Source organism: Rhizobium sp. WSM4643, from assembly GCF_025152745.1.
In the GTDB taxonomy this organism is placed as follows: Bacteria; Pseudomonadota; Alphaproteobacteria; order Rhizobiales; family Rhizobiaceae; genus Rhizobium; species Rhizobium leguminosarum_I.
Window position 1 is genome coordinate 45,337 of record NZ_CP104041.1, and the last position, 12,242, is coordinate 57,578.

The 12,242-nt window shown below is 60.7% G+C and carries 12 protein-coding genes and 1 pseudogene; 12 read left to right on the forward strand and 1 reads right to left on the reverse strand.

The genetic code is table 11. The annotated features are described in order from the left end of the window. The 5 genes from eutA to doeB are packed head-to-tail and all read left to right on the forward strand — an operon-like array spanning window position 1 to window position 5,004. Window positions 1-780, forward strand: a complete 780-nt coding sequence (gene eutA, locus N1937_RS24100) for an ectoine utilization protein EutA (protein WP_260059482.1) — start codon at window positions 1-3, stop codon at window positions 778-780. 4 nt (window positions 781-784) lie between these two features. Then, a complete protein-coding gene (gene eutB, locus N1937_RS24105) occupies window positions 785-1,786 on the forward strand; it encodes a hydroxyectoine utilization dehydratase EutB (RefSeq protein ID WP_260059484.1) in 1,002 nt (333 codons plus the stop codon). Next, on the forward strand, window positions 1,783-2,775 hold the full coding sequence (gene eutC, locus N1937_RS24110; RefSeq protein WP_260059485.1) for an ectoine utilization protein EutC: 993 nt from the start codon (window positions 1,783-1,785) through the stop codon (window positions 2,773-2,775). Before eutB ends, eutC begins: the two co-directional genes overlap by 4 nt. Window positions 2,776-2,807: 32 nt before the next feature. After that, complete coding sequence (gene doeA / locus N1937_RS24115) at window positions 2,808-3,989, forward strand: ectoine hydrolase DoeA (RefSeq protein ID WP_260059487.1); 1,182 nt, start codon at window positions 2,808-2,810, stop codon at window positions 3,987-3,989. Window positions 3,990-3,996: 7 nt separating this feature from the next. Next, complete coding sequence (gene doeB, locus N1937_RS24120; RefSeq protein WP_260059488.1) at window positions 3,997-5,004, forward strand: N(2)-acetyl-L-2,4-diaminobutanoate deacetylase DoeB; 1,008 nt, start codon at window positions 3,997-3,999, stop codon at window positions 5,002-5,004. 148 nt (window positions 5,005-5,152) lie between these two features. Here the strand turns inward: doeB and N1937_RS24125 are convergent, their stop codons facing one another. After that, the gene (locus N1937_RS24125; protein ID WP_260059489.1) at window positions 5,153-6,970 is read right to left on the reverse strand and encodes a methyl-accepting chemotaxis protein; all 1,818 of its coding nucleotides are present in this window, start codon (window positions 6,968-6,970) and stop codon (window positions 5,153-5,155) included. Between the two features lie 202 nt (window positions 6,971-7,172). On the opposite strand from N1937_RS24125, the gene N1937_RS24130 reads away from it, so the two are divergent. The 7 genes and pseudogenes from N1937_RS24130 (at window position 7,173) to N1937_RS24165 (ending at window position 12,128) form a co-directional block, all read left to right on the forward strand. Next, window positions 7,173-7,421: a type II toxin-antitoxin system VapB family antitoxin gene (locus tag N1937_RS24130; protein ID WP_260059490.1), complete on the forward strand. Its 249-nt coding sequence runs from the start codon at window positions 7,173-7,175 to the stop codon at window positions 7,419-7,421. 317 nt (window positions 7,422-7,738) lie between these two features. Continuing rightward, the gene (locus N1937_RS24140; RefSeq protein ID WP_017967326.1) at window positions 7,739-8,383 is read left to right on the forward strand and encodes a TetR/AcrR family transcriptional regulator; all 645 of its coding nucleotides are present in this window, start codon (window positions 7,739-7,741) and stop codon (window positions 8,381-8,383) included. Window positions 8,384-8,419: 36 nt separating this feature from the next. After that, window positions 8,420-8,617 (forward strand): annotated as a pseudogene (locus N1937_RS24145) (DUF1217 domain-containing protein); the annotation flags it as partial. 445 nt (window positions 8,618-9,062) lie between these two features. Next, window positions 9,063-9,902 carry a transporter substrate-binding domain-containing protein gene (locus N1937_RS24150; protein WP_017967324.1) on the forward strand — a complete coding sequence of 280 codons (840 nt, stop codon included), beginning with the start codon at window positions 9,063-9,065 and terminating at the stop codon, window positions 9,900-9,902. Between the two features lie 116 nt (window positions 9,903-10,018). After that, entirely contained in the window at window positions 10,019-10,681 is a 663-nt protein-coding gene (locus N1937_RS24155) for an amino acid ABC transporter permease (RefSeq protein ID WP_017967323.1), read from the forward strand. 5 nt (window positions 10,682-10,686) lie between these two features. Continuing rightward, complete coding sequence (locus tag N1937_RS24160) at window positions 10,687-11,346, forward strand: amino acid ABC transporter permease (protein ID WP_017967322.1); 660 nt, start codon at window positions 10,687-10,689, stop codon at window positions 11,344-11,346. 11 nt (window positions 11,347-11,357) lie between these two features. Next, on the forward strand, window positions 11,358-12,128 hold the full coding sequence (locus tag N1937_RS24165) for an amino acid ABC transporter ATP-binding protein (RefSeq protein ID WP_170258387.1): 771 nt from the start codon (window positions 11,358-11,360) through the stop codon (window positions 12,126-12,128). The last annotated feature ends 114 nt before the right edge of the window (window positions 12,129-12,242 follow it).

The window sequence follows — 12,242 nt, forward strand, 5'->3', positions numbered from 1 at the left end:
ATGACTGTAGAGATCGAGATCATTCCCGCCGGCCGGCTGCCGCGACTGGACGACCGGCCGCTGGAAAAGCGCATCGGCCTCATTATCCTGGCAACCGACCACACGACAGAAGTCGACTTCCAGCGCATGGTCGCTGGCGATCGCCTCGGCGTCTATGTCAGCCGCATCCATTATGCCAATCCGGTCACGCCGGAAAACCTCCTGAAGATGCAGCCGTCGCTGACCGAAGGCGCGGCACTGATCCTGCCGGACGAGGCACTCGATGCCATCGTCTATTCCTGCACCTCCGCCTCGGTGGTGATCGGCGACCGGAACATCGAGGCGGCGATCCATGCGGGCAAGCCCGGCGTTCCCGTCGTGACGCCGACGGCTGCCGCCGTGACCGGCCTGAAGGCGCTGGGCGCCAGACGGATTTCGGTGCTGACGCCCTATACGATCGAGACCAGCCGGCCGATGGCCGACTATTTTTCGGATCTCGGCTTTGCGATCGACCGCTTCACCTGTCTCGGCCTGATCGATGATCGCGAGATGGCGCGGATCGCGCCGGACGAGATCCTTGCCTTCGCACGCCAGGCACTGGCGCCGCAGTCGGATGCGCTGTTTATCTCCTGTACGGCGGTGCGGGCAGCCGAGGTCGCGGCCCGGATCGAGGCTGAAATCGGCAAGCCGGTCGTCACCAGCAATCTTGCGACGGCTTGGGCCTGCCTGCGGCTTTGCGGCGACGATCTGGCGCGGCCCGAACTCGGTCAATTGATGACCAAGCCCTATCGAGAAGGCTGAGATCATGGCGAGCCCCTTGCCCGTTTCGCTGGAGGATATCCGTGCGGCGACGCGCCGGATCGCCGGCCGCGTGCTCTGTACACCGATGGTGCAGTCCGCTTCCCTTGGCGAATTGGCAGGCGTTCCTGTCCATCTCAAGCTTGAGCATCATCAGACGACCGGCAGTTTCAAGCTGCGCGGCGCGACCAATGCGGTGCTCTCCTTGTCGCCGGCAGAGCGCTCGCGCGGCGTCGTCGCGGCCTCGACCGGAAATCACGGCCGGGCGCTTGCCTATGCGGCAAAGGCGGAAGGGGCGGTTGCGACCATCTGCATGTCGCGGCTGGTGCCGGAGAACAAGGTTTCGGAAATCCGTCGCCTCGGGGCCGATGTCCACATCGTCGGATTATCGCAGGACGAGGCGCAGCTGGAAGTCGACCGGCTGGTTCGCGAGGAGGGTTTGGTGATGGTCCCGCCCTTCGACCATCCTGCTGTCGTGGCCGGGCAGGGGACGCTGGGGCTCGAAATCATCGACACCTTGCCGGAGGCGGCAATCGTGCTGGTGCCGCTCTCGGGCGGCGGCCTTGCGGCGGGCGTTGCCGCTGCGGTCAAAGGCGTCAGCCCGACGACCAAGGTGATCGGCCTGACGATGGAGAAGGGCGCTGCAATGAAGGCAAGCCTCGATGCGGGGCGGCCGGTGCAGGTCGACGAAGTGCCGAGCCTTGCCGACTCGCTCGGCGGCGGCAGCGGCCTCGACAATCGCGTCACTTTTGCCATGTGCCGCGAGCTTCTCGACGACGTCATACTGCTGACGGAAGCGGAGATCGCCGCCGGCATGCGCCATGCCTATGCCTGCGAACGCCAGATTGTCGAAGGCGCGGGCGCGGTCGGCATTGCAGTGCTTCTTGCCGGGAAAATTGTGGCGAACGGTCCCATCGTCGCGATCCTGTCCGGGCAGAATGTCGACATGGAACAGCATCTTCGGGTGATCAACGGGACACAGCCGCTCTACGGCGAGGAGAGACCATGAGCCAGATGATCATCCTGACGGAAGCGGAGCTGAGGAAAGTCATCGGGCTTGATCGCGATGCGGTCGCCTGCATCGAGGAGGCTTTCGCAGCGCTTGCCACCAAAGCCGTCGCCATGCCGCCGATTCTGCGGCTCGACATTCCGGAATATCGGGGCGAAGTCGATGTAAAGACCGCCTATGTGCCCGGCATCGAGGGCTTCGCAATCAAGATCAGCCCCGGTTTCTTCGACAATCCGAAGATCGGCCTGCCGAGTACCAACGGCATGATGGTGCTGCTGTCGAGCCGGACCGGGCTGGTGCATGCGCTGTTGCTGGACAATGGCTATCTCACCGACGTGCGCACCGCAGCAGCCGGCGCCGTCGCGGCAAAACATCTGTCGCGGGAAAATGCGTCCGTGGCCGCGATCTTCGGTGCGGGTATGCAGGCGCGGCTGCAGCTCGAAGCGCTGACGCTGGTCCGGCCGATCCGCGAAGCAAGGATTTGGGCGCGCGACGCTGCCAAGGCGCAAAGCGTGGCAGCGGAATTGGCCGGAAAGCTCGGGTTTCCGGTCACTGCGACACCGGACGCCAGAGGCGCAATGACCGGCGCTGATCTCATCGTCACCACCACGCCGTCGGAAATTCCGATCATCGAGGCCGGGTGGCTGGAACCCGGACAGCATCTGACGGCGATGGGCTCGGATGCGGAGCACAAGAACGAGATCGACCCGGCCGCCATCGCGGGTGCCGGCCTCTACGTCGCCGACAGCTTGAAGCAGACGCGGCGTCTCGGCGAACTGCATCACGCAATCGATGCCGGGCTGGTCGCAGGCGATGCGGTCTTTGCCGAGCTCGGCCAGATCGTCGCCGGCCGGACACCGGGACGGACGCGCAACGACCAGATCACCATCGCGGACCTGACCGGAACCGGCATCCAGGACACCGCCATCGCCACACTCGCCTTTGCCCGCGCCGGCGCGGCAAATGCCGGGACCACATTCGAAAGCTGACCGGCGCGGCGCCGGAAGAGAAGGGAAGAAACATGACCCAGCCCAACCTCAAATTCTCGCTCGGCGAATATGCCGCGCGGCTGGAAAAGACACGGCGTGCCATGGAGACGAAGGGCGTCGACCTGCTTGTTGTCAGCGACCCGTCGAACATGGCCTGGCTGACCGGCTATGACGGCTGGTCTTTCTACGTGCATCAGGCGGTGATCGTGCCGCCGCAGGGCGAGCCGATCTGGTTCGGCCGCGGCCAGGATGCCAATGGCGCCAAGTTCACTGCCTATCTGAAACACGACAACATCGTCGGTTATCCCGATCACTATGTGCAGTCGACCGAGCGCCACCCGATGGACTATCTCTCGGGCATCCTGACCGAGCGCGGCTTCGGCAAGCTGACGATCGGCGTCGAGATGGACAATTACTGGTTCTCGGCGGCGGCCTTTGCGGCGCTGCAGAAGCACCTGCCGAACGCCCGCTTCGTCGACGCGACCGCCCTCGTCAACTGGCAGCGCGCGGTCAAGAGCGAGACCGAAATCAGGTACATGCGCAATGCCGCCCGCATCGTCGAGGCGATGCATGCCCGCATCTTCGACAAGATCGAGGTCGGTATGCGCAAGTGCGATCTGGTTGCGGAAATCTACGATGCCGGCACCCGCGGCGTCGACGGCATCGGCGGCGATTATCCGGCGATCGTGCCGCTGCTGCCGTCCGGCGCCGAAGCGTCCGCGCCCCACCTGACCTGGGACGACCGGCCGATGAAGAAGGGCGAGGGCACCTTCTTCGAGATCGCCGGCTGCTATAACCGTTACCACCTGCCGCTGTCGCGTACCGTCTTCCTCGGCAAGCCGACGCAGGCCTTTCTCGATGCCGAAAAGGCGACTTTGGAGGGCATGGAGGCCGGCCTTGCGGTCGCCAGACCCGGCAATACCTGCGAGGATATCGCCAACGCCTTCTTCGCGGTGCTGAAGAAATACGGGATCGTCAAGGACAACCGCACGGGCTATCCGATCGGTCTTTCCTATCCGCCGGACTGGGGCGAGCGCACCATGAGCCTGCGTCCCGGCGACCGGACGGAGCTGAAGCCCGGCATGACCTTCCATTTCATGACCGGTCTCTGGCTCGACGACATGGGTTTCGAGACGACCGAGAGCATCCTCATCACCGACAGCGGCGTCGAGTGCTTCGCCAACGTGCCGCGCAGACTGATGGTCAAGGATTGAGGCTGTCATGACAGAGATTGGCTTGCGGCCGTCGCCGATCAGCGCGACGGTCAATTTCGCCGCCGAGGGTATCCAGCACGGATTCCTGCGCCTGCCTTACAGCCGCGACGACTCCGCCTGGGGATCGGTGATGGTGCCGATAACGGTCATCCGGAACGGCAAGGGGCCAACGGCCCTGCTGACCGGCGGCAATCACGGCGACGAGTATGAAGGACCGATCGCGCTCTTCGATCTTGCCAACTCGCTGAAGGCCGAAGAGGTGAGGGGCACCGTCATTATCGTGCCGGCCATGAATTATCCGGCATTCCAAGCGGGAACCAGGACCTCGCCGATCGACAGGGGCAACATGAACCGCAGCTTCCCGGGCCGGCCGGACGGCACGGTGACGGAGAAGATCGCCGACTATTTCAGCCGTGTGCTGCTGCCGATGGCGGATCTCGTCCTCGATTTTCATTCCGGTGGCAAGACGCTCGATTTTCTGCCGTTCTGCGCGGCCCACATCCTGCCGAACAAGCAACAGGAGGAAAAAGCTTTCGAATTCGTGAGGGCGTTTGCGGCACCCTATTCGATGAAGATGCTGGAGATCGATGCGGTCGGCATGTACGACACCGCGGCCGAGGAGATGGGCAAGATCTTCATCACCACGGAACTCGGCGGCGGCGGCACCGCCACGGCCAAAAGTGCGGCGATTGCCAAGCGCGGCACCATGAACGTGCTGCGCCACGCCGGGATCGTCGCGGGCATCGTCGATCCTGGTCCGACGACCTGGCTCGACATGCCGGACGGTCGCTGCTTCTCCTTCGCAGAGGAGGGCGGGCTGATCGAACCTGTCATCGATCTCGGTGAAGCCGTCACTGACGATGCGGTCATCGCTCGCATCTATCCGACCGGGCGGACCGGGGTGGTGCCCCGCGAGATCCGCGCCGGCATGAGCGGCATTCTCTGTGCCCGGCACTTCCCGGGGCTGGTCAAATCAGGCGATTGCGTTGCCGTCGTGGCGGTTGTTGACGATTAGAACAGGATGATTTTAGGCCGGGTCGGCCTGAAATCTGAATCCTGTTCCAAATTAAATGGTTAGAGCATGATGTCGTCCGAATAATCGCGCACACTTTTCGGCATCATGCTCTAGGCGATCGGACAGGTCGAGCTTCGACGGTCAGGCGTCAAGCCGCTTTCTGCGGTCTTGACCCGCTGGCGGCCGCGTCGATCTGAAAGCGGTTTACCACCCCTTCCAACGTCTGCGTTTGGCTGCCGAGTGCCCGGCAGGCCGTGGCGGTTTCGACGGCCATGGCGGCGTTGTGTTGCGTCACCTGATCGAGCGCGTTGACGGAGGCGTTGATCTCGCCGATCGCCACCGCCTGCTCGGAGGACACCGAAACGATACGGGCGATCAGGCCGGCAACCTGCTCGACCTGTCCTTCGATTTCCAGGAGCGCCTTACCGGTGCGGTTGACGAGGTCCACACCGGTGGAGACCTGGGCGGAGGAGGTGGAGATCAGAGCTCTGATCTCCTTGGCGGCGTTGGCCGAGCGCATGGCAAGTTCACGTACTTCCTGGGCAACGACGGCAAAACCCTTGCCTGCTTCGCCGGCGCGCGCTGCTTCAACCCCGGCATTGAGCGCGAGAAGATTGGTCTGGAAGGCGATTTCATCGATGACATTGACGATGGCGCCAATCTGGGAGGACGAGCCTTCGATCCTTTCCATGGCGGCGATGGCTTCGCGAACGACGGCTGCCGAATGTTCGGCGCTGGTGCGGGTCTCGGCCATCATGCCGGTGGCTCTGCCGGCATGGTCGGAGGCGTCTTTGGCTTTGATATTCATTTCATCGAGTGCGGCTGTGGCCTCTTCGAGCATCGCGGCCTGCTGTTCCGTGCGCGACGCAAGACTGTCGGCTGCATCGGTGATGCCGGCCGAGGAACTGCCCACCTGCTTGGAGGTCTGGGCGATCTCGGCCATCGAAGCGCAAAGCGCGTCCATACTGTCGTTGAACTTCGCACGCAAGGTCTCGTAGGCTGCAGCGAATGGTGTCGTGATCCGGCAATCAAGATTGCCGGTCGACAGCTGTTCAAGGCCGTATGTCAGTTGATCGATGACAGTTTCGCGGATCCGTTCCTCGGCCGTCCTTTCGGCCAGCTGGCTGCGTTCGCGTTCGAATTCCGCATCGCGTAGTGCGGTCTCGCGCTTCTGCGCGTCCTGCCGCTCAAGCGCATTGCGACGGAATACCGCCACGGCCTTGGACATGGCTCCGATCTCGTCGGACCGGTTGGCATAGGGGACTTCGGTCGAAAAATCACCTTCGGCAAGGTTGCCCATATAGGCCTTCATGCCATCGAGCGGCACAATTGCGCGGCGACGCAGGAGATAAAGTCCCACCAGCAACAGCCCGAACGAACCGAAGCCTGCAGCACCCGCATAGATCGTCCAGGTGACGATCTCCGAGGCGGCATTGCGCTCCTCACCCTTCAGGAAAGCGTCGGAATTGGCAACGAGTTTCTCAACCGCGTCCTGGTGCGAATGAAAGGCGACGCGCAACTGCTCGATCGCCCCGTGCGCCTTGTCTTCATCCTTGGCATTCAGGGCCGGAATGATCTCACGGTTCATCACGCCCCAGAACGCATCGCCCTTGGCGATAACATCGTTTTCAAGCTCGTCCTTCAAAGCCTGCGGCAGCCGAGTGGTTTTCCAATAGGCGCGGCGGTCATCGTAAGCGGCCTTCAGATTTGCGATCTTGGCAAGATTGGTGTCGGTGAGTTCGGGAAATTTGCTCGCCTCGAAGGAGAGCATGTAGGATTCCACCACAAACAGCGGCGGCGGCAGAATATCGGCAATCAAATCCTTGCCGTAGACAACCTGCTCGTAAACCGGCCCGTTGACTTTCAGCCGTTCAAGGGCCGACTGCTGCAATCCGATCGACATGAAAAGGCCTGCCGAAACGGCGACACCGAACGCAACCAGACTGCGGGCAATGGTGAATGCCAAGGACTGTCTCCCACATGATGTGGCTTCTCTGCTTGAGATGCCTGATCCCTCGTGAAGTACTATGTCGATAGAACACTGAAATATGGTTAATTGTTTTTGACATCGGAACAAAATCAGGACCGGGACTACTTGTAGTACGCAGCCATCATCTGCAATCTTGATGTTAGCGACTGCTGCTACATGCAGATGAAAGGAGACCGACATGGCCGAACCTCAACTTTCCGTGCGCAGTGCGAAGGCACGCGATCTTGCACATCGGCTTGCTCGGCGCGAAAATCGATCAATAGCTGACATCGTTGAGCGGGCCCTCGAATCGTATGAAATACGGGAGACCGGCCGCGAGGCGGCCACGGCCTTTTATGCTCAGCTTTCGCAACAAAGTGGCACGGATATCGACCTTGAGTCAGTCCTCAAAGAGGACAGACAGGCACACAAGGGCATCGAACTTTGATCTTTCTCGTTCCAGTAAAAACAGGCTTGCGGTTGATTTTGTTGCCGAAACTGCGTTAGAGGATGGGATACCCTGGGATGCTGCGGTCGAACTCTTGCTATAGGAATAGGAATAGGAATAGGAAAAGATAGAGGTTGCGGCGGAAATGGCGGTCACAGGCGCTCCATCGGTAGACGGTGAGAGATGCAACGCATTGCAGAGCTGATGAGTTCTCTAAATTGAAATTGCCAATGCCACAGCTGAAGAATCGCCTCTCAGAAGTCCTTGTCTCCTTTCTGCGGCCTTCGACTTGTGCCTCGATGGGGGTCTAGGCCATAATGGATGTTGTCGAGCCCGCAGATGAGCCGCGCAAGCGCGGCCGGCCGAAAGTCTCCAGTGACGATGACAAGCGGGCGCATATCGTTGAAATTGCCCGCCGCGTTTTTGTAAAATACGGTTATGCTGGCAGCACGACCGCAGTCGTCGCTACCGAGGCGAGTGTTTCAAAACAGACGCTTTACAAGCTGTTTCAGAGCAAGGAAGAGCTGTTTGCCGCGGTGGTCGGAGCACATCGGCGCCTGATGCTCGACCTTCCGCGGCCTGCTGAAGATCTCTCGATCGCCGAGAGCCTCGAACGCATCTTCATGATCGATATGGATGACGACAAGGATGCGGATCGTGCCGGTTTCCTGCAGCTCGTCTTTCGCGAAGCGGGGCAGTTTCCCGAACTTATCGACATACTGCAGCGTGAAGGCATGCTTGCCAGCCGGCAGCATCTGGCAGACTGGCTGAGGGACCGCAGGGTGGAAGGCAAGTTGTCGCTTGATGATCCGGACAGCGGGGCCCGGATGCTGATGGATATGATCTTTGGCGCCATGGGTCCGCCGGAAGGACGAGCAAAGGCTTGGCCTAATCGGGCAACACTGCTTGCCCATCTCCAGCGCTGCATTGCAGTCTTTGCCGCAGGCGTCGGCGCCGCGTGACCCCGAAAGACGGCGATCCCTCGGCTTTTGACGTCGATGAGCGATTACAAGCTCTAATCTTATGCCATGCAGGCCTGCGGGCGTGAAGACATGGCTATGCCAAGGCCTTCATGAAGAAGGTGCTGGAGAGTGCGCTTCGCCCACAGCTTGAGCGACACCCGCTATGCAGAGTTGGCTGCCGCCTTCAAATTCGCCGGCGAGACGAAGACGGCGCGATCGGACGTGCAGCGGGAAGTTCATTAGAATCCATGAAGTCTACAAGCCTCCCCCAGCGCATACCTAGATTTCTCTTACCGAAATGCGCTGTATTTTCGTTTTCACACATTCCCTGCAAATCCACCGCGCATTTTTGCTGAAATGCTCTGGACGAAGCGGGAAGCTTCCGGTTGGCGAAAGTTGGCCGTTGGCTTGAGGTTGGCAGTTTCCCGAGATCCTAATTCGCCGCCTGCGCCAACGCCTCGCTTGCATATTCCATTTACCAAGGCTAGCGCAGCCGGGCGGTCCGGAAGTGGGATGAAAATGCTGCGCTGCCGAAAAAATCGCCACGCGCGCCACTGCGCGTTTTTTCGGCATACCCCATTGACAATTCATCCTTGATGGCACTTGATAACGTTATTCCAGTAAAACAGACATGCGTCCATTATACTGGAATATAGGAACAATCCATAAGGGGAACGCCATGACCATTTCCTTTCGCACCGGCGTGATGTCGTTGGTCGCCGCCGCTCTGTTGTCCACGCCTGTGCTGGCCGAAGGCAGCAAGCTCGATGAAGTGTTGGCCCGCGGCCATCTCGTCCTCGGCACGGGCAGCACCAATGCGCCTTGGCACTTCAAGAGCGCCGACGACAAGCTTCAGGGATTCGACGTCGACATGGGCCATATCATCGCCAAGGCGCTCTTCGGCGACCCTGAGAAGATCGAATATGTGAACCAGTCCTCCGATGCCCGCATCCCGAACATTACCACCGACAAAGTCGACATCACCTGCCAGTTCATGACCGTTACCGGCGAGCGCGCCCAGCAGGTTGCCTTCACCATTCCCTATTATCGCGAGGGTGTCGGCCTGATGCTCAAGGCGGACGGAAAATATGCCGACTACGCCGCCCTGAAGGCGGCCGGTTCCTCCGTCACCATCTCGGTTCTCCAGAACGTCTATGCCGAGGCGATGGTGCATGCGGCGCTGCCGGAGGCGACCGTCGACCAGTACGATTCCGTCGACCTGATCTATCAGGCGCTAGAATCGGGACGCGCCGATGCTGTCGCCACGGACCAGTCGTCGCTCGCCTGGTACATGACGCAGAATCCCGGCCGTTACAAAGACGCCGGCTATGGCTGGAATCCGCAGACTTACGCCTGCGCCGTCAAGCGCGGCGATCAGGATTGGCTGAACTTCGTCAACACCGCTCTGCACGAGGCCATGACCGGCGTTGAGTTCGACTTCTACGCCAAGTCCTTCAAAACCTGGTTCGGCAAAGATCTGACGCCGCCGCAGATCGGCTTCCCGGTCGAGTTCAAGTAACAGCCATGTGGAGCGGGACATGTTTCCCGCTCCACATTTAAAGAGTGAGAGCATGATGCCGTCCGGAAACCGCTCACAGTTTTCGGTATCATGCTCTGGTCTGAAAGGCGGCCCGCATGGGTTACACGTTGAATTTCGCTGCCGTCTGGCGCAATTTCGATTTTCTTTTGAGCGGGCTCGCGCTCAGCCTCGGCCTGGCGGTGATCTCGATCCTGATCGGGGCGGCGATCGGCCTTGCCGTCGCCTTCGCGCTGACGTCCAAAAGCCGCTTTGCGATCGTGCCGGCGCGGGTCTATGTCACTGTCATTCGCAACCTGCCAATTCTCGTTCTGGTGCTTTTTGCCTTTTTCGCGTTGCCGCAGATGGGCTTGCGGCTCGACAAGATAAAAAGCTTCGTCCTGGTTCTATCCCTTTACTCCGGCGCCTATCTGGCCGAGGTGTTCCGCGCCGGGCTGCTGTCAATTCCGAGAGGGCTGACGGAAGCGGGTCTTGCCATCGGCCTGACGGGGATGCAGATCCGCAGTTCCATCATCGCTCCGCTGATGCTGCGCAACGTGCTGCCGTCGCTGTCTTCGACGATCATTTCGCTCTTCAAGGACACCTCGCTCGCCGCCGCCATCGCGGTGCCGGAACTGACCTTCGCGGCTCGCAAGATCAATGTCGAGAGCTTCCGCGTCATAGAAACCTGGATGGTCACATCAGCCCTCTATGTCGCGACCTGTTTCCTCATCGCCGCCGTGATGCGCTTCGTCGAGCGCCGCCTGGCCCTGCCGAGATAGACCTGATGTCCCACACTTTTCTCGAACAACTCTGGATCGCCCGATACGTCATCATGAACGGCATCGGCGTGACCGTGTCGATCTCTCTGCTCGCCATCCTCGCGGGTTCCATACTCGGCGTTTTCGTCGGCCTGGCGCTCGTCTATGGCGGCGCTGTTTTGCGTCTGGCCGTGCGCGCCTACACCGATATCATCCGCGGCACGCCGGTGCTCGTGCTGGTGCTGGCGAGCTACTACGTCTCCGCCGCCGTCGGCCTTAATCTCGGGCCGTTCTCGGCCGGCGTGCTTGCCCTTGCCATCTTCTGCTCTTCCCATGTCGGCGAAATCGTGCGCGGAGCACTTCAGGCGATCCCGAAGGGGCAGACCGAAGCCGCCAAGGCGATCGGCCTGACCTTTACCCAGACCTTCACCTCGGTGCTGTGGCCACAGGCCATGCGCCAGTGCCTGCCGGCCTGGGTGAATACGGCGGCCGAGATGGTCAAAGCCTCGACGCTGCTCTCCGTTATCGGCGTCGCGGAGCTTCTCCTGCGCACGCAAGAAATCATCTCCCGCAATTTCATGAGCCTCCAGTTCTATTTCCTGGCCGGCGGTCTCTACTTCATCGTCAACTACGGCATCGAGCACTTCGGCAAATATGTCGAGCGCAAGACCGCCCTGCCGTCCTGAGGAGACATCCAATGGCCAAGACCATTCTCGACATCCAGGGTCTGCGCAAGACTTACGGCATTCACGAAGTCCTCAAGGGCGTCGATTGCGCCGTGCAGGAAGGCGAAGTCATTTCCATCATCGGCTCGTCCGGTTCCGGGAAGACCACCTTGCTGCGCTGCATCAACATGCTTGAGGAATTCCAGGGCGGCACGATCAGCCTTGACGGCGAGGAGATCGGCTATCGCGTCGAAGGGACAGCGCGGCGCCGCAAGAGCGAGAAAGAGATTGCACGCCAACGCGCGTTGACCGGCATGGCGTTTCAGCAGTTCAATCTTTTTCCGCATATGAGTGCCGCTGAAAACGTCATGCTCGGCCTCGTCAAGGTGAAGAAGATGACCAAGCCGGACGCCCGCGCCATTGCGGAAAAATGGCTCGATCGTGTCGGCCTTTCCGCCCGCTCGAACCATTATCCCGGACAGCTTTCCGGCGGCCAGCAGCAGCGCGTCGCGATCGCCCGCGCCATCGCCATGTCGCCGAGGCTGATGCTGTTCGACGAAGTGACCTCCGCGCTCGACCCGGAGCTGGTGGGCGAAGTGCTCCAGGTCATCAAGGGGCTTGCCGCCGACGGCATGACCATGCTGCTGGTCACGCACGAGATGCGCTTTGCCTACGACGTTTCGTCACGAGTCATCTTCATGAACCAGGGCGTCATCTGCGAGGAGGGTGATCCGAAGGACATGTTCGTGCATCCGAGGACCGAACGGCTGGCGGAATTCCTCAAAACCTCGAGTTTCAATTAAGCGAAAAGAGAAATCCATGACGATCACAAGTTACGGTGGGCGCAGCTCCCCTAACCACTGTTTGGCTTACGATCGCATGGCAAGCGCACATTGAATGTGATGGCAAATCCATTA